This is a genomic window from Rhizobium sp. NFACC06-2, assembly GCF_900101425.1.
Taxonomy (GTDB): domain Bacteria; phylum Pseudomonadota; class Alphaproteobacteria; order Rhizobiales; family Rhizobiaceae; genus Agrobacterium; species Agrobacterium leguminum.
In genome coordinates this window covers 166,140-189,373 of record NZ_FMVA01000010.1, presented here as the reverse complement: position 1 = coordinate 189,373, position 23,234 = coordinate 166,140, and the positions used below count along the sequence as shown (strand labels likewise).

Here is a 23,234-nt window from a genome sequence, read left to right as displayed (position 1 = left end):
GGGGGCTTTCATGAAACGGCATTTCGCTACCGACGGCAAAGCCGTCCTCCGGCTGCCGACCGGCCTGCAGATCGGCATCGGCAATCTGAAGGCCGGCCTTGCGCTGCTTGTGCTGGCGCTAGCGCTCGCCGCCCTGTCCGTCAGCCTCGGCAATACCGAAACGGGCCTCACCGATCTCCTGCGCGGCTTGGTGGGCGGGCATCTCGGCGACGATCAGGCCTATGCGCTGTGGACGGTGCGGCTGCCGCGCATCCTCATCGGTTTCATGGCCGGCTGGAGCGTCGCGCTGGCAGGCGCGATGCTGCAATCCGTTGCCCGCAATCCGCTCGCCGATCCCGGCCTGTTCGGTCTGAGCCAGGGGTCGATGACCACCATCATGCTGCTTCTGGTGCTGGTGCCGACGGCCCCCAAGACGCTGGTGGCGCTTGCGGCCGTCGGCGGTGGTCTGGCCGTCGCCTTTCTTCTCATCGCCCTCGTCGGGCGGGAACGCTCGAGCGGTCTTGCCATATTGCTGATGGGCATCGCAATTGAATCGGCGCTTTCCTCCGTCTCCTCCGTGCTTCTGCTCTACACGCCGGCCGAAACCTCGCTGTCGCTGGCTGACTGGATGGCGGGTTCGCTGTTTCAGGCAAGCTGGTCCACCATCCTCGTTTTCGCCCCCCTCTTCGCCGCAAGCCTCGTGGGCATTTTTCTCATCGGCCGGGCGCTCGCGGTCTTCGATCTCGGCAATGAAATGGCCATGGCGCTCGGCGAAACCGTCAGGCATTCGCGCCCGCTCGTCATTGTTTTTGCGGTCATCCTCAGCGCCTCCTCGGTTACCGCCGTCGGCCCACTGACCTTTCTCGGCGTTATCGCCCCGCATCTCGCCACCTTCGTTTCGCCCGCCGTCGGCCGCGCCAGGCTTTTCCTGTCGGGGCTTACCGGCGGCATTCTGGTCGTCACGGCCGATACGCTGTCGCGCGGGCTGGTGGCCGATACGCCGATGCCGATTGGCCTTGCGCTGACGCTGATCGGCGTGCCGCTTTTCATCCTCACGCTGCGCCTTCAGGCGCTGCGTAGAACCAATAGCCACTGAAGACATCGAATAAAGGGAATGCCATGCGAATTGCCATGCTCATCGCCGCACTTCTGGCCGCCGGAACCAGCCTCGCCGCCGAGCGCAGCGTGACCGATGCCGCCGGCCGCAGCGTCTCCGTTCCTGAAAAGCCGCAGCGCATCGTCGTCATGCACGAGCCGCTGCTCGGCGTGCCGCTGATGGATCTCGACGCCAATGTGGTCGGCGCCTATGGCCGCAACAGCGACGGCAAATTCGCCACCGCTGTCGACTTCGTCGACACCGTGCTCGGTGAAGGCCGCACGAAACCGAAGGGTTTCGGCGCGGTCGGCCAGATCGACCTCGAAAAACTGCGGGCGCTGCAACCGGACCTCATCGTCGCGACGGAAATGGATGGCGGCAAGGCCGAACAGCTCTCCACTGTCGCCCCCGTCTATCTGCAAAAGGTCAGCACCGGCCATGCCTATGGTTTCAGCGTCGAAGAAAACCTTGCCGCCCTGGTCGGGCGAAGCGATGTCTTTGCCGAACGCCGGAAGACCTATGACACGAAGCTCGCCGCCGTCAAAAAGACGCTGGGCGACGATATCAAGGGCAAGACCTATCTCGCGATCCTGCTGACCGACCAGATCAATGCGGTGGGCGACATGTCCGGCGCGGTGCAGGCATTGGAGGATCTGGGTTATACCCGCCTGAAGATCGACAACGCCGCCTCTTCGGGCGGCATGGGCTCGACCCTGATGATGCCGCTGAGCGCCGATGCCTTCGGCAAGCTCAATCCCGATCTGCTGGTGGTGATGAACAGCTATACCAGCCCCGCCCGCGGCGAGGCCGGAACGCGCGCCGCCCTTGAAAAGATCATTCCCGGCTGGGAGCGTTTCGTAAAACCGGCGCGCGAGAAAAGGATCGTTTTCCTCGATTCCACCAGGGTCACGACGCCTTCAATCCCGAGCGCCCTGCACACACTGGATGAGGTGGAAAGCTGGGCAGGCCGCCGTTGAACGGCGTTATCCAAAGCCAATCCCGGCACGATTTATGTGCCGGGTATAAACTTGAGTTTTTGGAGAAAGTTATATTGCCGGGGCCGAAACCGCCTGTTATGGTTCGCGCATCTTGACGCAACGACGCCGGAATATCGCGCCGGACGAGACTCCCCAATGCGCGATCGTCCGGCACGCCGACCCGGGACAGCGAAACCGCCGAACCCATCGGCGATATCCCAGGAAAGACAACAGCATGAGCATGCCAGAAACCATGGATTCCCCCATTCCGGACCGCACTCCCAAACGCCATCGCCACCCCGTCGCGCTGCGCGCGCTCAATGTCGCGCGTGTCGAAAAGCTCAGCCGGTCCATGGTCCGCATCGTCCTGACCGGGCCAGAACTGGAGGGCTTTGCGAGCCTCGGTTTCGACGACCACGTCAAGATGTTCTTTGCCCAGCCCGGCGAAACCGAGCCGAGCCTGCCGGTGATCGGTCCGAACGGCATTGAATTCCCGGAAGGTGCGCGGCGCCCGCTGGCGCGCGACTACACACCGCGCAGCTTCGACGCCGAAAAGGGCGAACTCGCCATCGATTTCGCCACCCATCACGACGGCCCCGCCAGCAACTGGGCGAAAGCCGCCAAAGCGGGTGACAAAGCGTGGATCGCCGGTCCGCGCGGCTCTTTCACCGTTCCCTTCACCTACGACTGGCATCTGCTGATTGCCGACGATACCGGCCTTCCCGCGCTGGCGCGGCGGCTGGAGGAAATGCCTGAGGGCACCCGCGTCGTGGCGCTGATCGAGGTCGAGACGGATGCCGACCGGCTGGAGCTCACGACGAAGGCGGATGCGTCTATCGTCTGGGTGACGCAGAAAACGGAGAACGGAACCGACCACGACGCGCTGGTGGGCGCCCTGCGCAAGCTCGACCTGCCGAAGGGCGATTTCTTCAGCTGGGTCGCCTGCGAATCGAAGGCTGCAAAGGAGGTTCGCGCCCTTCTGGTCGAAGAATTCGGCGCCAACCCCAAATGGACTCGCGCTTCCGGTTACTGGCGGCGCGGCGCCAGCGGCGTTCACGATCATTTCGATGAATGAACCGGCAATCGCGGCGGACACCATGCCGGAGGCGGAAACGATGATGACGGAACTCAAGGCCCTTATCGCCGGGGTTCTCGACGATGAAGTGCGCGACATCGAACCGGGGGACAACCTGTTCGGTCGCGGGCTTCATTCGCTTGCCCTCATGCGGCTGATGCCACCGCTTTCCCAGCTTGCCGGGACGCGGCTTGATTATGAGGATCTGGCCCGTCAGCCCACGCTTGCCACCTGGCAGGCGCTCATCGAACGGTCGCGCGCGGGACATTGATCCCGCGACGCAGCACTTTTCGCGCCGGAGCGCGATTCCCGAATATTTTCAAGGAGAGGACCATGGCAGCAGACAATACGCGTATGCTCGCACGTCGCATCGAAGAAACTTTCGACAGGGGGGATGCAGCCCCGCCGAGCCAATACGAAGAACGGGTCTGGTTCGAGCAGTTTCAGGATCCCGATCAGGTCTTCCGCGCCCTTCTCGCCTATCGCATCGGTGAAGAGTGCGATCTGCTGCGTCTGACTTCGGCGCTGAAGACGCTTTGCGAGGTCTGGCCCGAACTTCGTGCACGCTTTGCCTTTGGCGAGGACGGCACGCTTGCCAAGAGCATCGAGGCCCCGTCCGCATCCATCGTGCAATTGCTGCATGTTCCATCGGCGGGCGAGGCCCTGACCTTGCTGCACGACCTGCAGGCAAGGCCCTTCGATGCCGAGACCGACCCGCCGTTTCAGGCCGTCGTGCTTTTGAGCGAAGGAGAAATCCTGCTGGCATTTCTGGTCCACGGCCTGCTCGGCGAAGTCCTCTCGCCGCAAATCCTGCTGGAAGGCATTACGGCGGCCTATGCCGGTGAGACCCCGAAACCGCTTTCGCCGCGCGCGGTCGAAACTAACAGTGTCGACCCGCTTCCGCTCGGCTGGCTGCAACGTCCGGCCTCCGGCTCGACCGTCGTGGCGCTGCGGCAAAACGGGATCGACAGGCCGGCGAGCCACAGCCACGGCGTCGATCTTCCCGCCACCCTGCTCGGCCTCAACAGCTCCACGGCGACGAATGCGCTTCTGGCCCGCGCCGGATCGCGTTTTGCCCTTTTCCTGGCGAAAAACGGCGGTCCCGAGACCGTAACCCTGCGCTTGGAGCCCGGCGTCAGCGCTTCGATGCCGATGTCAGCCGAGGCTGCGGCACGGGTAGCGATCTCCCGCGATCAAACGCACGAACAGGCTGAAAAAGCCGTGCTGTCCGGTCTGGAGCGGCGAAACGACAATGAAGGCGGAACCGCCACCTTCACGCTGCAGGCGCTTGCGACACCCGTTCAGGCCATATCGGAGCATGGGCTCCAGTTTGAGCACCTGCACCTGCCCTCCCTGCAATCCGGTCTCGGCCTGACGCTTGCCGTCGGTCCGACAGCCGCCGGCGATATCCGCCTCGAACTGACGGGCGGCAGGGAGACATCGCCGCATGCGACGGCCTTCCTGCTGGAGCGCTTCGTCAGCCATATCGAAGGTGGGGCGGATTTTTCCGGCATCGTCCCTCAAAACACCGTGGCGACACCGCAGCAGGCAGCCCTTTCGCCCGCTGCTTCCGGTGAGAGCGACGACGACACCGTCGCAACGATCCTTGCGGAATTCCGTGAAGCGCTCGTTTCGCCCGAGATGGGGCCGGATGACGATTTCTTCGATTTCGGCGGCCATTCGCTGATCGCGACGCGCATCATCGGACGTCTTCTCAGTAATCACGGCATCGAGCTGCGCTTCAACGACCTGTTCAGCTACCCGACCGCCGCCTCGCTCGCAAAACAGGCGACCCGGCTCGAAACCGCAGCACCCGCGCAGGCCGAAGCGACGGCGAGCGGCTCGCTCACCGCACCGCTTTCGCTGGCGCAGATGTCGCTCTGGAAGGCCTATGCCGCCTTCGGTTTCGGCGAAATCTTCAACATTCCCTTCGCGCTCGATTTCCTTGATCCCGTGGATGAGAATGCCTTCGAATGCGCCTTCCTCGATATCATCGAGCGCCATCCCGGCCTGCGGACCCATTTCTACGTCGAAGACGATACGGTTCTGCAGAAGATCGTGCCGATGCACGACCTGCCCGGTTACAAATGGTTCTGGACCAGCGAAGAAAGCGAAGGTGTGGACCGGCACGCGGAGGCCGGCTGGCGGTTCGATCTTGCGCATGAACTGCCGATGCGGCTGCGCTTCCTTAAGGATGCGCAGACCGGCCGTCAGGTGCTTTCCTTCCTCTTCCATCACATCGTGCTCGACGAATGGTCGGTGAACCTGATGATGGACGAGCTGACCGAGGCCTACCGGGCAAGGGCGGCGGGCAAGGCCCCGGTCTTTGCCACCAAGCCAGCGCCCTTCCATGAATTTGCGAGAAAACAGGTCGCGTCAGGCGTCAATGCCGGCCACCTTGCCTACTGGACCGATATGCTGCGGGATGCGCCGAAAGGCCTTACCCTCAACGGACAGGACGGCACGCCGCACGCGGCATCGCAGGACGAAGCACCGGCAGGCGGCTGGATCGAGTTCAAGCTGGAAAAACATGTCAGCGACGGGCTTTACGCCATTGCCAAGCAGAACAGCGCCTCGCTGTTCAACGTGGTCTATGCCGCCATTGCCGCATCGCTGCGCCTTCTCGGCGGCCTGAGCGATCTCGTGGTCGGCACCTCGGCTTCGGGCCGCACCGATAGCGGTTATTTCGATACGATCGGCTATTTCACCACGGTCGTCGCCCATCGCGTGCGTTTCGGCGAGACAATGACCGTCGGCGACCTGATTTCTACGGTGAAGAACACCATCAACGGCTCGCTGGAACATAGCGAAATCCCGATCGATCTCGTCGAGGAAGCGCTGGGCATGACACCCGGCCGCGACCATCTGTTCGAGGTCTTCATCCAGATCCACGCCAAGAACAAGCTGAACGGCACCCTTGCCGGGCCGGACGGCAAGCCGGTGGAGTTCCGCCAGATCGACCCCGACAAGCATGAATCCATGCTGGGGCTGCAATTCGAGGTGATGGAAGAGACGATCGGCGGCGAGCGCTCCATTCGCGTGCTGATGAGCTACCGTTCGGACCGTTACGGCCCGCAGGACGTCGAGCGGCTGCGCAACACCACCAGCGGCGTCTTCAGCCGCTTCGCCGAAGCCGGCGCTTCGAGCCGCGTGCTGACGACACTCGCCTGAGCTGGACTTGGGCAAGGAAAACCCGGCTTCGCCTTAGCGGAGCCGGGTTATTTTTGCCTGTGAACGCTGATGAGAGTGTATTGGCGCGGCCGCTGCATCCGCACGCCGTCACCCCGGGCTTGGTCCGGGGTCCAGTGCGATCAAGTCCTTGATCGCGAGAGAGTCCGTTCACGGCGCAGACGCGCCGTGGCTGGATGCCGGATCTAGTCCGGCATGACGGAAAAGGGATTGTCCGTCTTTATCGGCAACGTATGCCCACAGCCTCGCACTCTGAAGCCGGCCAGGCATTCGCCCACTGTCGTCACCCCCTCAAACCGCCAGACGGAATGCCGTGGACGCCTCCGCCGCCGCAAGCGTCAGCGCCTCCTCGCGCAGCATGGCATCGAGGAACAATGGCAACTCCTCGCGGTAACGGGCGAAATCCTCCGCTTGCGTCAGTGCTGAATCCGCATCGATATGCAGGTTCAGCTCGCTGCCGTCATCTTCGCCACGGAAGGTCAGGTTGAACCCGTCGCCGGGACCATTGGCAAGGATGTGCCTGACAACGGTAAGCCCGGCAAAGACCGGCGCGCTGAAGGGCAGGACATTGATGAGCGGCGAGAAGAAGAAGCGCCGGCCCATCGGGATTTCCCGGTCGGCGGCGATCTGCTCGATGCGGTAGCGGCCATGCAGGCGCTGCTTTCGCAGATTGGCGGCGTTGCGCGTCAGAAATGCGCCGAGGCTCTCTCCCGGCTCGATGGTGAGATGGAAGGGCAAAATATTGACGAGCATGGCCGGCATATGCGCGCCGACGCTGCCCCAGCGGCTCATGAAGGGCAGCCACAAGGTCAGCACGTCGCGATCCGGCCGCCGCAGGACACGGTGAAGATAAAGGCCGGATAGCAGCACCAGAAGGTCCGGCCAGCCTATCTCCATTGCGCCCGCCACCTGCTGCAACCGCGTGCTGAAACCCTGCGGCAAGGCCGCGTCCGTATGCAGGCCGCCGCCGCCATAGTCCTCGCAATCCTTGTCCAGCACCGGCAGATCGGCGGGCGCGGCAAGATAGGCCGCCCAGAAATCGCGGTCCTTTTCAAAACGCCGGCTTTGCTTGTAGGCATCCTCTTCGGCAAGGAAATCGCCGAATGGGTGGAAATCCGGACCCGCTTCGCCCTTGCCGCAATAGTGCCCGTAAAGCTGGCCGCAGCGCTGCTCAACCAACGTCAGGCCATAACCATCCACGACGATATGATGGGCGCGGATGTACCAAAGGTAACGATCGTCGGCGATACGGTAGAGCAGTTGCGCCGAAAGCCTGTCGGTTCTGAGATCGAGCCTTGCTTCCACATCCGCGTTCATGCGCCGCAGCGCCTCTTCCAGAGGAGCGGGACGGGTGCGCAGATCGACAAGCTCCACAACCGGGGCATGGCTTGGATCGCAGCGTTGCTGCGGCGTCTCGCCATCGTCGCCGATGCGGAAACGGATCGACAGGACTTCGGATTCGCGCACGGTGCGTTTGATCGCCTCGATGAGCGCGCTTTCATTCACCGCACCGGAAAGATCGATGTAATGGGCGACGGTGGAAACCGGCTCGTCGGGATGGAAGGAAAACTCCTCCCAGAAATCGAGTTGCGGCTGCGTCAGTGGAAGCCAGCCGCCGGCAGGATCGATATGCGCCATCTGTTTTTCCTTGCACAATTTCCGTTATCGGACGCGACGTGCCGCCCGAAATGATTGGGTTCACGCCGCCCGGGCTGCCAGGAGCGAAGTCACCTGTCTGGCGTTGCGGCACCGCAAAAGCTGCTGCGGTGTGAGCTCCACGCCGAAGGCAGTGCGGATTTCAGCCGAGACGGTTTTCAGATGCGAAGGCAGAAGACCGAGCGCCAGCAGGTCGCTGTTCGCATCCACATTCGCCGTTTTTTTACCCAGCACGCCGAGATAGATATCCAGCACCCGGCGGTCGCCCTGATCGACGGCGGGAGCCGCAGGGGCGGAGATTTTTGCCGGTTCCGCAGCACCGGTCAGCAATTCGCGGGCACGACGGCGATCCGGCTTGCCATTGGCCGAGAGCGGCAGATCATCGACCTTGAGCAACCGGCCGGGCACATGCGATTCCGGCAGATGCTGGCGGGCAAAATTGCGCAGATCGGCGGTGGGGAGTTCAAGGCCCGGTGCAACGACGTAAAGCACACCGATGGCCGCCTCGCCCTTTTGTTCGACGCCGTAATCCACCACCAGAACGCGCTGGATGGAAGGATGGCGGATAAGCTCGTTTTCCACATCCGGCAGCGAAATGCGCACGCCGCGCACCTTGACGTAACCATTGACGCGGCTGGCAAACATGATCTTGCCATCCGGCCGGTAACGGCCCCGGTCTCCGGTGCGGAAGGCGCGCACGGGGTTTCCTTCCGGATCGGCAACCGTCACGAAATCCGTCTGGGTAATCGCGCCATCTTCGAGATAGCCGATGGCCACATTCACGCCGGCCGTATGGATGCGGCCGACGACACCGGCCGGGCAATGGCCGCCCTGATCGTTGAGGACGAAATATCGATTGGCGGGCAGCGGGTGGCCATAGGGCACGGCCGCCACATCTTCCGAAACGATCTCGTGCCAGATGCTCCAGATCGTCGTTTCCGTCGGTCCACCGAGCGATATCAGCCGCAGGCCGGGCTTCAATCTGCGAAGCTCTTCGATGATCATCGGCTTGATGTAATCGCCGCCCTGCGCCACGAGCCGCAGCGAAGCAAGCTGGTCGCCACGGCGGCAGGAGAGAAGCATTTCGAGAATGGCCGGCACCGAGCACCAGAGCGTGACGCCATGCTCGGCCACCAGCTCATTCCAGCGCACCGCATCCTTTTCCTCCCCCGGTTCCGGCAGCACCAGGGTTGCGCCGGCTACGAGCGCGCCGAAAACATCGAAGACGGACATGTCGTGATGCAACGGCGTGACGGAGATGAACACATCGCCATCCGTCACCGCCCATTCCGCAAGCGTGCTGCCGATGACATTGGCCGTGGCGCGGTTGGAAAGCACGACGCATTTCGGTTTGCCCGTCGTGCCGGAGGTATAGAGATAGTAGGCAGGCTCTTCACTTTGGGAAAGCGCCGCCACCTCCGTCATGGTAACGGGTGCGCCAGCCGGTGCGGGTGCTGACAGAAGCGCCGCCGGATCGACAGCGTCGAAACCCTGCGGAACGCTGCGGGCGACGATGATCGCCGGGCGGCAATTGGTCAGCAGATAGCGCAGGCGATCTTCCGGCGAGCCGGCATCGACCGGCACCCAGACCGCACCCATCAGCGCTGCGGCGAGCGTGATGGCCGTATGTTCCGGGCTGCGTTGCAGGCACACGGCCACGACATCGCCCCGGCCGACGCCGCGCGCCCTGAGGCCCGCCATCGCCCCTGCCACCATCTGACCGAGTTCGCCATAAGCGATACGCCGCTTGCCGCTGACGAGCGCCGTGCGCGACGGGTCGCCCTCGAAAAGATGGCCGGCGATCCGTTCCAGAAATGGCGGGCAGACGAAGTTTCCTTCGTCGCCGTTCAGCCGGTAGTGGGACAGATCGACAATATCGCGGGCGTTGAAGGAGAAAGTACCGCTATTGGCGATCCCGGCAATCGCACGCTCGATGGCGGCGAGAATATCCGCCACCATGGCCGCATCGATAGCCTGCTCGGCATAATCGATATCGAGAACGAGATCGCCCTGCGGGTTCTGCGAAAAGCGGAAATCCAGCGCCACCTGCGGCGTCTGGGTCAGTCCGCCGGTCCATTGCATCGCCGATTTGGATGAAAGCGTCGGCCAGGTCAAACCGTTGGTGATCACCACCGGCAAGGCGAGCCCGCCCGGATTGGCATTGAGAAGCACACGATTGAGATCGATACCCGAAAAGGCGAGATGGTTCAGCCCTTCCAGCACATCCGTCTGGAGACCTGCCGCCCGCTCCGCAAAGCTATTCTTGGCCGCATCCCATTGGATAGCGATGAAGCTGGAGCGGTTGGCGAAGGCGCCTTCCACCTGCGGCGCGACGGGAATGCCGACGACGAGCGCGCCTTCGTTGAGCCAGAGCGAGAGCACATCGAGAATAACGGCCGTCAGCGCCGAATTCTTGAACAGCCGCTCTTTCGCACCGATGCGTGAAAAGGCGGTGAAACGCTGTTTTTCGACAGTCAGGCCCCGGCGGCTGTAACGCGAGGTTGGAATGGTTTCGAGCGGTGCTTTCCACGGCAGTTGCGAGGGCACCTCGGCATCTTTCAACTTTTCAGCCCAATAGGCGGCATCCCCGGCACGGGCCGCTGAGATATCCTCCTTCGGCGTTTCGACCGTTGCGGCGGCTTCCGGCGGCACGACACCATCGAAGAGTTCCGCCGCGAGGCTGGCAATGGCCCGCCCATCAAGAATAAGCGCGTCGAAACGCAGGAAGACCACGATCTTATGCCCCGTCGGCCCTGCATCCGGCATAAGAAACACCGTGACCTGCCATGGCGAGGCTGCGAGATCGAAATGTGCATGGGAAAAATCCCGCCGCACCGTGTCGATCCTTGCCTCGGCTTGCGGAAGAGACAGGGCCGAAAGATCGACGAGATCGAGATTGATCTTCGGCTCATCGGCAACCATCTGCACCAGCCGTCGCTCGTCGATGCGGGTGCGCAGGCTTTCATGTCTCGCTACCATCGCGGCAAGCCGCGACCGCAGCAGTTCCGGGGCGATATCGCCGCGATATTCGCGGAACTCCTGCATGGCCACGCCGCTCAGCGGCAGATGGGTGCCGCGCCCGAGCAGATAGGCCTGTTGCAGGGGTGAGAGGGGACGTTCCATGAGTTTTCCTTTTGCCTCGGTTGCCGTTTCCGACCGCTGCGCGACCAATCGCTCCACGCTTTCGCAAACAAGATCGGGGCTTTCCGCGATCCGGCGGAGAAGAGCGACGTAGGTTTCGAACAGGGCGCGCAGCCAGCGTTCCGGCAGCGCATCGAGCCGCACATCCCAGTTGATCAGCAGACCGCCATCCAGCGCCGCCACCTGCGCATCCAGCGCCACCCCCGGCCCCTGCGAGACGGTGTGGACCATCGGACCGAACACCCGCCCGACCCGTTCCGAAAACAGCTCCCCACCCGGAAGATCGACGCCTGCGGTGAAAACCACCGGCGAGGTCTGCAAACCACCGCGCTGGCGGGAGAGATCGCGCATGACGCTGACGCCCGGATAGGACTGGTGTGCGAGAAGCGCGTTCATCTCATCGAACAGCCGACCAAGCAGCGCCTCGAGCGTTTCTTCAGGCCTGATATCGACGCCGAGCACGAGCACGTTGGAAAACTCGCCGACGATCTCATCGACCCCTTGCACAAGCGGCGCGCGCCAGAAACCCGGCACGGAAAGCCGGAATTTTTCCGCCCCCGCCGCCTGAGACAGCGCCAGTGCGAAAACACCGAGCAGAAGGGTCGATGTCGTCACGGAAAAACGCCGCGCTGTCCGCTCCAGGCTGCTGCGTTCCGCCGCTGAAAGCAGCGTGGCGAGCCGGTCCGTGTGAACGGCGCGCAAGGGGTCATCGGACAGAAACGGCAGCGGCGGAGCGTCCGGAACATCGGCAAGCCGTTGCCGCCACCACAGGCGGTCCCTTTCGCGCAGGCCCCGCAAGTCCGGATCGGACATGAGACGTTCCGCCCAGCCGAAAAACGACGGGGTCACTGCTTCGAAAGTCCGGGCTTCGTCTGCGCCTGACGCCGTCTCGTAAAAGCGGGCAAGGTCTTCCATCACGATCCGCACGCTGGCCGGATCGACGGCCAGCATGTCTGTGTCCACATGCAGACGGCAACGCCCGTCCGGCAACAGGCTGAGCGAGATCGCCGCCGGTGCGGCAACGCGAAGATCGGCCCGGCGATGGCTCCAGTCCTCGCGCTTCGCCTCAAGACGGCGTGCAAGCGCCTCCGAATCGAGCGCGGCCATGTCCTCCACATCGAGACGGAGCGGCCGGGCGGCAGGATCGACGAACTGATGGCCTTCAGCATCGATCCTGAGGCTCAGCATGGGGTGACGCCGGCAGAGCCTTTCCACGGCAACGGCCAGTTTTTCCGCATCCACGGCCTGCCCGTCGAATTCGAGGTAGAGATGCGGCGTAACTTTTCCGAGTATTTCATCCGCCTCGCGGCCGACCCAATAGGCCACCTGCATGGGGGTTAAATTTAGCATGTGAATTTGAACCGGTTGACAAAACATGATTAGCATACTCAAGTATAAGCCATCGTCAACCACTCGCACAGGAGGCATCCCATGAAAACGGGAGCACTCAGGACGAATGACGTCGAATCCGACGAAATTACTGAATTTAATAGAGAATTTCTGTTTACTTCCGGCAGCGGGCAATTGCGCGCCAAGGGCATTCGCGAAAAGATAGCGATTCCCGCCCGCGGCGGCGAAGACATTGCCAGCCCGCTGCAGCAGGCACTGGCCGGCGCGTTCGAGCGTGCGCAGCGGGAGGGCGAGCAGAACCCCATCGCCATCGGCGCGATCCCCTTCGATGTCAGCGAACCATCATGCCTGTATATTCCATACAACTATGAATGGAATTCCAAGGATGCGGAGCCGATCGTCGCCGATTCGGCCATGCCCGCCCTGGTCGGCCAGAACAGCCTGCCGGACGAGAGCGGTTTCAAGCATGCCGTCGAACACGCCATCGTCAATTTCCGCCATTCCGAAGTCCGCAAGGCGGTGCTTTCCGTCATGCGTGAACTGACTTTCGCCTCCGAGGTCAATGTCGAAAGATTGCTGGCGAGTCTGGCCAAACAGAACCGCGAAGGTTACCAGTTCCGCATTCCGCTGCCCGATGGCGGCGACCTGATCGGCGTCAGCCCGGAACTGCTGATTCGGAAGCAGGGCGAGAAAATCACCTCGAACCCGCTGGCGGGATCGGCAAAACGCATGGTCGATCCCGCGGCGGACAAGGCCAATGCGGATCGGCTCTCGGCTTCGGAAAAGGACCATTACGAGCATAGCCTCGTCATCGAGGATATCCGCTCGCTGCTTTCGCCGGTCTGCGCGGAACTCGATGTTCCCGAAAAACCCTCCCTCATCAACACGGCGGCACTCTGGCATCTTTCGACCCGCATCGAAGGCCGCCTCGCCGATCCGGAAACCAATGCGCTGCAGCTTGCCTGCCTGCTGCACCCGACGCCAGCCGTCTGCGGCTTCCCAACCGAGCGCGCCCATCGCCTCATCCGCTTCGTCGAGCCTTTCGAGCGCGGCCTCTTCACCGGCATGGTCGGCTGGACGGATTCGCAAGGGAATGGCGAATGGGTGGTGACGATCCGTTGCGGCACCGTGCAGCGGGAAACCGTGCGGCTCTTCGCCGGCGCGGGCATCGTGGAGGCCTCGGAGCCCGAATCCGAATGGGCCGAGGTGCAGACAAAGCTCAAGACCATGCTGAACGCCTGCGGTCTTGCGGCCTAATTTTTCCAGGGACAAACCATGACAATCGAATTCCAACGCTGGCCCGAGGATTTCGTTCGCCGATACCGCGAACGCGGCTACTGGATCGACCGGCCGCTGAGCGGCATTCTCGCCGAACAGGTGGAGCGCCGGCCGGACGCTACGGCACTGATCTGCGGCGACCGTCGTTTCAGCTATGCCGATCTCGACCGGCAATCCTCCAATCTGGCCGGACATCTCTCCGCCGCAGGCATCGGCAGGGGTGATGCGGCGCTGGTTCAGTTGCCGAACATAGCCGAGTTCTATCTCGTCTTTTTCGCGCTCATCAAAATCGGCGCTGCCCCCGTCAATGCGCTTTTCAGCCATCGCCGGCTGGAAATGACCGCCTATGCGGAGCAGATCGCGCCGAAGCTGGTGATTGCCTCGCGCAGCCACGAGCTTTTCGCCGATGACACATTTGTGGAGGCGCTGAAGGCGGTCTCTCCAAAGCTTGCCTTAACCCTGCTGCTCGGCGAAACCGATCCGCAGCGAAGCCTGGAGCAGAAGCTGGCCGCGCCGGCCGAAAATCCACCGGCTTACGCCCCTTCGGCGGCCGATGAGGTGGCGCTGTTCCAGCTTTCCGGCGGCAGCACCGGAACGCCGAAACTGATCCCCCGGACGCATAACGACTACGACTACAGCGCCCGGGCCAGCGCCGAGATCTGCGAACTTTCGCCGCAGACCCGTTTCCTCTGCGCCATTCCGGTGGCGCATAACTACCCGATGAGCTCGCCCGGCGCGCTCGGTGTGTTCCACGCCGGCGGTGCCGTGGTCATGGCCGCCAATCCGGAGCCGCTTACCTGCTTCGATCTGATCGAAAAACACGGCGTCGATATCGTGCCGCTGGTGCCGCCGGCGGTGGCGCTGTGGCTGCAGGCGGCCCCTGCCCATCGCGAACGGCTGAAGTCGCTCAAGCTCCTGCAGGTCGGCGGCGCAAGCTTCGCCGAAGCGCTCGCCCGCCAGGTGCCGGAGGTGCTGGGCTGCGATCTGCAGCAGGTGTTCGGCATGGCGGAAGGTCTGGTGAACTACACCCGCTTCGGTGACCCCGACCATATCGTTTTCACCACGCAAGGCCGGCCGATCAGCCCGGACGACGAAATCCGCATCGTCGACGAGGATGGCAACGACGTGCCCGAGGGCGAAGCCGGCATGCTGGCGACCCGTGGTCCCTACACGTTCCGGGGCTATTACCGCGCCCCCGAACACAGCGCCCGGGTCTTCGACAAGGATGGCTTCTATTATTCCGGCGACGTCGTGCAGCGCACGCCCGAAGGTTATCTGCGGGTCGTTGGCCGGGTGAAGGACCAGATCAATCGCGGCGGCGAAAAGGTCGCTTCGGAAGAGGTGGAAAACCTGATCCTGCGGCATCCGGATGTGACGCACGCGGCGCTGGTGGCGATGCAGGACGAACTTCTCGGCGAAAAAAGCTGCGTCTTCGTCGTATCCCGCAATCCCGCGCTCAAGGCGCCGGCCATCCGCCAGCATCTCGCCGGTCTCGGCGTCGCGGATTACAAGCTGCCGGACCGCGTCCGCTTCATCGAGGCCATGCCGCTCACCGCCGTCGGCAAGATCGACAAGAAGCGCCTGCGCGACCTGCTGACGGCCCCCGTCGCCATCAGCGCCTGACGCGCAACGCCAACCGAAAGGGACGCTCAAAAGGGCGTCCCCAATTCCAAAGATTACGCGCCGCCCGAGCCGGCGCAGAAAAAACCGAGGTCATCATGACGATCCCCACAATTTCCGACTATCCGATGCCGGTCGCCGCGAGCTTTCCGGCCAACAAGACAAAATGGCAGCCCGATGCGAAACGCGCCGTACTGCTCATTCACGACATGCAGCGTTATTTCCTGCGGTTCTACGAGGCGGACGGCAAGTTGATGACCGCCCTCATCGACAATCTCGCCAAGGTGAAGGCATGGGCCGTAGAGAACGGCGTGCCGGTCATCTATACCGCCCAGCCGCATAACCAGCCGCCCGGCGACCGCGCGCTGCTGAACGACATGTGGGGACCGGGTCTCACCGTCGTCGATCCCGAATTGCAGAAGGTGGTGGACAAGCTCGCGCCGACGCCCGACGACGTGGTGCTGACCAAATGGCGCTACAGCGCCTTCCAGCGTTCCGACCTTGCCGAGCGCATGAAAGGCTGGGGCCGCGATCAGATCATCGTCGGTGGCGTTTACGCCCATATCGGCTGCATGATGACGGCGGTGGAAGCCTTCATGAAGGACATCCAGCCTTTCATGATCGGTGACGGTGTCGCCGATTTTTCCGAGGCCGAACACCGCATGGCGCTGCAATATGTGGCGACGCGCTGCGGCGTGGTGATCGACACCGCAAGCCTTGTCGGTGCAGGCGAGGCCACCGGCACCCGCGAATGGCTGAAAGCCCGTGTCCTGCAAATGGTAGAGGATGAAAGCGACATCGACCCCAATGAAAACCTGATCTTCTACGGGCTGGATTCGCTGCAGGTGATGAAGCTTGCCGGCGAATTGAAGGAGCGCGGCGTCACCGTCGGCTTCGATGAGCTTGCCCGTGTGCCGACACTTTCGGCCTGGTGGGCGCTGATCGAAGAAAAGCGGCTCGCAGCCTGAGCGGACGGACAAGATGACGCAACAGAGATTTACCGGGCGGCGCGTGCTGGTGACGGGCACGGCCCAGGGCATCGGCCGCCGCATCGCCGAACGTTTCATCGAGGAAGGGGCCGAGGTCATCGGCCTCGACCTTCTGGCCGACACAGTGGGGGCTCCCTTCCGCCAGATCGCACTCGACATCACCAACGCAGCGGCGGTGGAGACGGCCTGCAAGGCGATCGAGAGCGAATGGGGCGGGCTCGATATTCTGGTCAATGCCGCCGGCATATTGCGGCTGGGCGACAGCGAGAGCCTGACGCCGGCGGACTGGAAAGCCTGCATGGATGTCAACGCCGCCGGGCCGTTCTATATGCTGCGGCAATGGAGCGGCACCTTCAAACGGCAGCGGCGCGGCGCCATCGTCAATGTCGGCTCCAATGCCGCCGTCGTGCCGCGCATCGGCATGATGGCCTATTGCGCTTCCAAGGCGGCGCTGGTCAGCCTCAGCCATTGCGCCGCCCTGGAGCTTGCGCCCTATGGCGTGCGCTGCAATGTCGTTTCACCCGGCTCCACCGATACGCCGATGCTTGCCGGCATGTTGAGCGATCCTTCCGGCAAGGAACGGCTGGTAGCCGGCCTGCCCGAACAGTTCAAGCTCGGCATCCCGCTCGGCAAGATCGCGAGGCCGGACGATATCGCCGATACGGTGCTGTTCCTTGCCTCCGATCAGGCAGGCCACGTGACGATGCAGCAGATCGTCGTCGATGGCGGCGCAACGCTTGCGGCCTGAACGGGAGCGGGAGGGCGAAAAGCGTGAGCGCATGATCTAGGCCGCTGAATGAGGGTGACGGACATGGCCGTTGCAACGGCGTTTCATCGCGAAGTCGTCTCCGGCGATCCACCGGAGGCCATCTGGCCTTGGCCGGACGACAGCTGCGATTGCCATTGCCTCACCCTTCGTTACAGCGCCGATGAAGGCGGCGGCGGCGAGGTCCCTCCCTTGCCGCCGCAGCTTTTACGCGCGGTGCCAAAACGCAAGGCGGAGTTCATCGCCGGGCGAAGATGCGCGGCGGAAGCCATCCGCCGCCTCACCGGCCGCACCACCTTTCCCGGCATGGGTGAGGACCGCGCGCCCCTCTGGCCCGAAGGCGTGATCGGCGCGATTTCCCACAGCCATGAGCGGGCGATTGCCCTTGCCGGCTCTTCGGGGCGGTTCCGCGGTATCGGTATCGATATTGAAAGGCTCCTGACTGAAGAGGAAGCCTGCGATATCGCCACGCAGGCCCTGACGGCGCATGAACGCCACAACCTCGGCAACGCCATCGACCCCTTCATGACCGGCCTGATTTTTTCGGCCAAGGAAAGCCTGTTCAAGGCGCTTTATCCGACAGTGAAACGGTTTTTCTTTTTCGAGGCGGCGGAATTATCCGGCTTCGACGATAACGGCTCGGCCTTGCTGCGGCTGACCGCCGACATAGGCGAATGGCGCAGGGGAACGGAGATTCCCTTCCGCTTCTGCCGCTTCGACGGCTTTCTTGTCACCCGCATCCTGATCGGGCGCTGACGAAAAACGCCGCCCCGCGGCAGGGAAAATGACCGCCGCTACTGCCGTTTCCGTCATCCGCATGAAATATTGGGACGGTAGGCACCTTGCTGGAATGATTCCAAACAAGCAACGGTGGAGACAGACTATGACCGACATCGATACGAGCAAATTGTCCTGGGACGAGTGGGACGAACTGCAGAACCCGCCGCCGGCCGAAACCGATTTCGACCGCGTTGTCGAAACCGCGATTTCCCGCCGCGGCTTTCTCGGCGGCGTGCTTGCCTTCGGTTCGGCCGCGGCCGCCATGGGTACGCTCGGCAACCTGATGAGCAGCACCTCGGCCGAAGCGCAGGAAGCCGCCGTTGGCCGTTTTCCCTTCAAGCCGGTTGCCGCCGCCACCGACAACACCATCCATGTCCCGGAAGGTTATAACTGGAAGCCGCTGGCGAAATGGGGCCAGCCGCTGTTCTCCAACGTTCCCGATCTCGACCCCGCCAAGGGCGTCAGCGTTGAAAACTCCGACAAGGTCTTCGGCGAAAACACCGACGGCATGGAACTCTTCGTGGTCGGCAGCCACCAGCTGATCGCCGTCAACCATGAATATGTGAACCCCGAAATCAACCTTCCGCACGCTGAGAAAGGCAACCCGAAGACGGCCGATGATGTGAAGATCCTGCAGAACATGCAGGGCGTCACCGTCATGGAAGTCGCGGAAGACAAGGATGGCTGGAAGATCGTTCTCGACAGCCCCTTCAACCGCCGTATCCACCACAATACGCCGATGAAGCTTTCCGGCCCAGCCGCAGGCTCCGATCTCGTCAAGACCGCCGCCGACCCTGATGGTGTCGACTGTCTCGGGACCTTCAACAATTGCGGCGCCGGCCGCACGCCCTGGGGCACCTACCTCACCTGCGAAGAAAACTTCAACGGCTATTTCGGCACCACCGATGCCGCCTTCAAGCTGCCTGACGATTACAAGCGTTACGGCATCGTCGCCGAGACGCGCTACGCCTATGAGAAATTCGACGAGCGTTTCGACGTCGCCAAGAACCCCAACGAACCGCGCCGCGCCGGTTACGTGGTCGAGATCGATCCTTCGGACGCCTCCTCCACCCCGATCAAGCGCACCGCGCTTGGCCGCATCAAGCACGAAAACGCCGCCGTGGTCATCGCCCGCGATGGCCGTGTCGTCGTTTATATGGGTGACGACGAGCGTGGCGAGTTCCTCTATAAATTCGTTTCCAACGGCATCTACGTGCCGGGCGGCGACACCTCGAAGCTGCTCGACGAAGGTACGCTTTACGTCGCGAAATTCTCCGATGACGGCGCCGGCGAATGGCTCGCCCTGACGCCTGAAACCACCGGCATGAAGATCGACGAAATCTGCGTCTTCACCCGTCAGGCCGCTTCCAAGGTGGGCGCAACGACCATGGACCGCCCGGAATGGGTCGCCATCAACCCGGTCGCCATTGAAGCCTATTGCGCGCTGACCAACAACAGCCGCCGTGGTGAAATGAAGGACGGCAAGCTGCGTGCCAATGCCGGCGGTGACGCCATGGCGATCAATGCCGCCAACCCGCGCGAAAAGAACGAATACGGCCAGATCGTCCGCTGGTATCCGGAAAATGACGACCATGCGGACGGCAAGTTCAAGTGGGACCTGTTCTGCATGGCCGGCAACCCTTCCGTTCACAAGGACGCCTATGCGGGTTCTTCGAATATCAACGAAGGCAACATGTTCAATTCGCCTGACGGCATGATGTTCGATAGCACCGGCCTGCTCTGGATTCAGACCGATGGCGAGGACACCAATGAAGGCAACTTCGCCGGCCAGGGCAACAACCAGATGCTGGCGGGTGACCCGGCCACCGGCCGTATCGAGCGCTTCCTGACAGCGCCGAAGGGTTCCGAAGTCACCGGCCAGACATGGTCCGGCGACAAGCGCACCCACTTCGTCGGCATCCAGCACCCCGACGCTCCCTTCCCGGATGGCGAAGGCAAGCTGCCGCGCTCGACCGTCATCGCCATCAAGCGCGATGACAATGTGAAGATCGGCTGATCTCTCGCAAAAGCTCCCGGGCCGCGGAAAATCGCGGTCCGGTTCGATAAAAGAAAACGCCGTGCGTTAGGATGCTCGGCGTTTTCTTTTGCTTCAATCGGAATGCCGCTTCGAAGGCCGTGCCGGCCGGCCGCAAAACCCCTTTCGGCCCGCCCTGTAACACAGGGCGGGCCTTGGCAACCGCAAGCCGGAAGCTCAAACCTCGCGGAAGGAGCGGCTGGCCTGATCCAGCAGCGGTTTGAGGAAATAGGAAAGCACGCTTCTTTCCCCTGTCGTGATGAAGGCCTCCACCGGCATGCCGGGCATCAAACTGAATTCGCCCAGCCGCTTTATCTGCTCCGGCGAGGTGGCGACACGCACGACGTAATAGCTGGCGCCTGTTTTTTGATCCACCGTCACGTCAGCCGAAATGCGCTCCACCGTTCCGGTGATCTCCGGCGTCGTTTTCTGATTGAAGGCGGAAAAGCGCAGGTTTGTCGCCTGGCCGTAATAGATCTGGTCAATATCCTGCGGCGCGACCTTGGCTTCCACCACCAGCTTGTCCACCTCCGGCACGATCATCATGATCTGTTCGCCCGGTGCTATGACGCCGCCGACGGTGTGCACGGCCAGCTGATGCACCACACCATCCTGCGGTGCGAGAATATCGACACGTTTCAACTGGTCTTCGGCCGCCACCCGTCGTTCGACATATTCGCCGATGCGGGCGTCCATCTCACGCAGATCGGAACCGACCTCCTCCGACCATTGCTCGTCGATCTGAAGGATTTGCAGCGCGGTTTCGCTGATCTTCGCCTCGACGCCGGCAATGCCCGCCATCAGCCGACCGATATCGCCGTCAATATCCGTGGCCTGACGCTCCAGCGTGCTGAGGCGGCTTTTTTCCATCAGGCCTCTTTCATGGAGGGAGCGAAAGCGGATCAACTCCTCGTCGACCATGCCCTGTTCGCGAAAATTCGCCGCGCGTTCGGCGTCCATGCCGGCGATCTCATCGCGAAGCTGCTGCACGCGCTGTTCGAGCTGACGCTTTTTGCTTTCGCGAACAGCACTGCGGGTTTCGAAAAGACGCTGTTCTGCGTCCAGCATCGCGACGATCTCGCCATCGCCGCTCCGGTCGAGCAAGGCCTGCGGGAACACCACCTTGCCGGCCCGGTCGCGCTCGCTCTCCAGCCGCGCCTTGCGGGCGGTGAATTGATCGAGGCTTTTGACGATGATGGCCAGATTGGCCCGCGTCATCGTCGCATCGATGCGCATGACGACATCCCCGGCCTTCACCCGGTCGCCATCGCGCACCATCAATTCGCTGACGACGCCGCCGACCGGATGCTGGACCTTTTTCAGGCTGGTTTCCACCACCAGCGAACCCTGCGCGATGACCGCGCCGACGATCTCGGTGCCCACCGCCCAGCCGCCAAGCAGGCCCGTCAGCGTGAGAAAGCCGAGCCCGCCAACGAGAAGGTGGCTACGGATCGAGCGTTTGAGTGTCTGCCATTCGTCCATCTTCATGCCTTTCCTGTTTCCACGGCCTGCACGACCTTGAGGGCGCCTGCCGCGCCGCCGACCGGCCGCAGCACCTTGGCGAGAACCTCCTCCTTCGGACCGAAAGCCTGCTGGCGGCCATCGGCCAGCATCAACACCTTGTCCACGGCCAGAAGCGCGCTCGGGCGGTGGGCGATGATGACCGCCACGCCGCCGCGCTCGCGAATGCCGAGGATCGCCGCCGCCAGCGCATCCTCACCTTCGGAATCCAGGTTCGAATTCGGCTCGTCGAGCACGACGAGGAATGGGTCGCCATAAAGCGCCCGCGCAAGGGCGATCCTCTGCTTTTGCCCCGCCGATAATTGCCGCCCCGTCTCGCCCACTTCGGTGGAATAACCATCCGGCAGGCTGACGACGAGATCGTGAATGCGCGCCGCGCGCGCCGCCGCGATGATCTTGTCCGAACTCGCCTGCCGGTCGAAGGAAGCGATGTTTTCGGCAATGGTGCCGTCCAGCAATTCGATCGACTGCGGCATATAACCGATGTGGCGCGCCAGCGCCTCGGCAGACCATTGCTCCAGCGTCGCGCCGTCCAGCCGGATGGAGCCTTTGAGCGGCCGCCACAGGCCGACAAGCAGGCGCGCCAGCGAACTCTTGCCGGAACCGCTCGCCCCGATAACGCCAAGGCCGCTGCCGGCCGAAAGCGTGAAGGCGATATCCTGCAGAACTGGCTCCGCCGTCTCCGGCGGAATGGCGCTGACGCGCTCGACCGACAGCAGCGCCTGCGGCGCGGGCAGGTCCATGCGCATCGCGGTCTCCGGCAGCAGCGCCAAAGTTTTTTCAAGCCGGCGGCGGCTTTGCCGGGCGGCGATAAAACCTTTCCAGTTGGCGATGGCGAGATCGACCGGCGCAAGCGCCCGCGCCGACAGGATGGAGCCGGCGATGATGATGCCGGGCGTCGCCTGCTCGTTGATGACCAGCCAGGCTCCGACGGCCAGAATGCCGGATTGCAGAACCATGCGCAGCACCTTGCTCGCCACGCCGAAGCCGGAAGCGATATCGCTTGCGGAGCGCTGCTCGCGCACATAAGCGCGATTATCCGTCTGCCAGCGGTCCCGCAGCGGCGCGCCCATGCCCATGACGGCGATGATATCGGCGTTGCGGCGGGTGGCTTCGATCAGCCTGTTCCGCCGGGAAGCATGTTGAGCGGCCTCTTCCACGGGACGTTTGGAGACCAGCTCGGTCATCAGCGTGAACACGGTGAGGACGGCGGCCCCGGCAAGCGCCGTGACGCCGAGCCAGAAATGGAATGCGAAGCAGATGGCGATGTAAAAAGGCAGCCAGGGCAGATCGAACAGTGCCGTCGGTCCGCTTCCCGACAGGAAGGAGCGGATCGTGTCGAGATCGCGAAGCGGCTGCGCCTGACGGCCGCTGACCGGCAGGCGCAGTTGCAGGCCGATCACCGCATCGTAAACCCGGGAGGATAAAAGCTGATCGAGCCGATCGGAGATGCGCACCAGCAAACGCCCGCGCACCGCATCGAACAGACCCTGAAACGCGTAAAGCACCACGACGATGCCGAACAGGGCCACCAGCGTCGGCAGGCTGCGGCTCGGCAGCACGCGGTCATAGACCTCCATCATGAACAGCGAGCCCGTGAGATAAAGAATATTGACCAGAGCGCTCATCAGGCCGATGCCGATGAAGGCGCTGGCGCAGCCGGCGAAGACGCCCTTGATCTGGCGGAGATTGTTGTTGGCGGAGTTATAACGCATTTTACTGTCCGTTGAGGTCGTGGCGGCGGCAACCGGCGATCACACGCCGTTGACAACCACCCGCGAA

15 protein-coding genes are annotated in these 23,234 nt (G+C 62.9%); 11 read left to right on the top strand and 4 right to left on the bottom strand.

Features of this window, described 5'->3' with window-relative positions; genetic code table 11:
* Nucleotides 1–10: 10 nt before the first annotated feature.
* From F3H58_RS18000 to F3H58_RS17980, 5 genes are all read left to right on the top strand, one after another.
* Nucleotides 11–1,075 carry a FecCD family ABC transporter permease gene (locus tag F3H58_RS18000; protein ID WP_149743141.1) on the top strand — a complete coding sequence of 355 codons (1,065 nt, stop codon included), beginning with the start codon at nt 11–13 and terminating at the stop codon, nt 1,073–1,075.
* 23 nt (nt 1,076–1,098) lie between these two features.
* Entirely contained in the window at nt 1,099–2,052 is a 954-nt protein-coding gene (locus F3H58_RS17995) for an ABC transporter substrate-binding protein (protein ID WP_065655268.1), read from the top strand.
* A gap of 235 nt (nt 2,053–2,287) precedes the next feature.
* Nucleotides 2,288–3,127 carry a siderophore-interacting protein gene (locus F3H58_RS17990; protein WP_149743140.1) on the top strand — a complete coding sequence of 280 codons (840 nt, stop codon included), beginning with the start codon at nt 2,288–2,290 and terminating at the stop codon, nt 3,125–3,127.
* The gene (locus F3H58_RS17985; protein ID WP_149743139.1) at nt 3,120–3,398 is read left to right on the top strand and encodes a phosphopantetheine-binding protein; all 279 of its coding nucleotides are present in this window, start codon (nt 3,120–3,122) and stop codon (nt 3,396–3,398) included. The genes F3H58_RS17990 and F3H58_RS17985 overlap by 8 nt, the downstream gene beginning before the upstream one ends.
* Before the next feature lie 62 nt (nt 3,399–3,460).
* Nucleotides 3,461–6,298, top strand: coding sequence for a condensation domain-containing protein (locus tag F3H58_RS17980; RefSeq protein ID WP_149743138.1), 2,838 nt, complete (start codon nt 3,461–3,463; stop codon nt 6,296–6,298).
* A gap of 309 nt (nt 6,299–6,607) precedes the next feature.
* Here the strand turns inward: F3H58_RS17980 and F3H58_RS17975 are convergent, their stop codons facing one another.
* Together F3H58_RS17975 and F3H58_RS17970 are read right to left on the bottom strand one after the other, a co-directional pair.
* A complete protein-coding gene (locus tag F3H58_RS17975) occupies nt 6,608–7,954 on the bottom strand; it encodes a condensation domain-containing protein (protein WP_149743137.1) in 1,347 nt (448 codons plus the stop codon).
* Nucleotides 7,955–8,014: 60 nt separating this feature from the next.
* Complete coding sequence (locus F3H58_RS17970) at nt 8,015–12,463, bottom strand: non-ribosomal peptide synthetase (RefSeq protein WP_149743136.1); 4,449 nt, start codon at nt 12,461–12,463, stop codon at nt 8,015–8,017.
* An 81-nt stretch (nt 12,464–12,544) separates the two neighbouring features.
* On the opposite strand from F3H58_RS17970, the gene F3H58_RS17965 reads away from it, so the two are divergent.
* From F3H58_RS17965 to F3H58_RS17940, 6 genes are all read left to right on the top strand, one after another.
* Complete coding sequence (locus F3H58_RS17965; RefSeq protein ID WP_149743135.1) at nt 12,545–13,720, top strand: isochorismate synthase; 1,176 nt, start codon at nt 12,545–12,547, stop codon at nt 13,718–13,720.
* Nucleotides 13,721–13,738: 18 nt separating this feature from the next.
* Nucleotides 13,739–15,364, top strand: a complete 1,626-nt coding sequence (locus F3H58_RS17960) for a (2,3-dihydroxybenzoyl)adenylate synthase (RefSeq protein ID WP_149743134.1) — start codon at nt 13,739–13,741, stop codon at nt 15,362–15,364.
* A 95-nt stretch (nt 15,365–15,459) separates the two neighbouring features.
* Complete coding sequence (locus F3H58_RS17955) at nt 15,460–16,329, top strand: isochorismatase (RefSeq protein WP_149743133.1); 870 nt, start codon at nt 15,460–15,462, stop codon at nt 16,327–16,329.
* Nucleotides 16,330–16,342: 13 nt separating this feature from the next.
* Nucleotides 16,343–17,098 carry a 2,3-dihydro-2,3-dihydroxybenzoate dehydrogenase gene (dhbA, locus tag F3H58_RS17950; RefSeq protein ID WP_149743132.1) on the top strand — a complete coding sequence of 252 codons (756 nt, stop codon included), beginning with the start codon at nt 16,343–16,345 and terminating at the stop codon, nt 17,096–17,098.
* A gap of 63 nt (nt 17,099–17,161) precedes the next feature.
* Nucleotides 17,162–17,872 (top strand): 4'-phosphopantetheinyl transferase family protein, encoded by a 711-nt coding sequence (locus F3H58_RS17945; protein ID WP_149743131.1) that lies wholly within the window; start codon nt 17,162–17,164, stop codon nt 17,870–17,872.
* Nucleotides 17,873–17,999: 127 nt separating this feature from the next.
* Nucleotides 18,000–19,913: a PhoX family protein gene (locus F3H58_RS17940; RefSeq protein ID WP_149743130.1), complete on the top strand. Its 1,914-nt coding sequence runs from the start codon at nt 18,000–18,002 to the stop codon at nt 19,911–19,913.
* Between the two features lie 195 nt (nt 19,914–20,108).
* Here F3H58_RS17940 and F3H58_RS17935 read toward each other — a convergent pair whose 3' ends face one another.
* Complete coding sequence (locus F3H58_RS17935) at nt 20,109–21,413, bottom strand: HlyD family type I secretion periplasmic adaptor subunit (RefSeq protein WP_149743178.1); 1,305 nt, start codon at nt 21,411–21,413, stop codon at nt 20,109–20,111.
* Between the two features lie 2 nt (nt 21,414–21,415).
* Nucleotides 21,416–23,167 (bottom strand): type I secretion system permease/ATPase, encoded by a 1,752-nt coding sequence (locus F3H58_RS17930; RefSeq protein ID WP_149743129.1) that lies wholly within the window; start codon nt 23,165–23,167, stop codon nt 21,416–21,418.
* Nucleotides 23,168–23,234 lie beyond the last annotated feature (67 nt).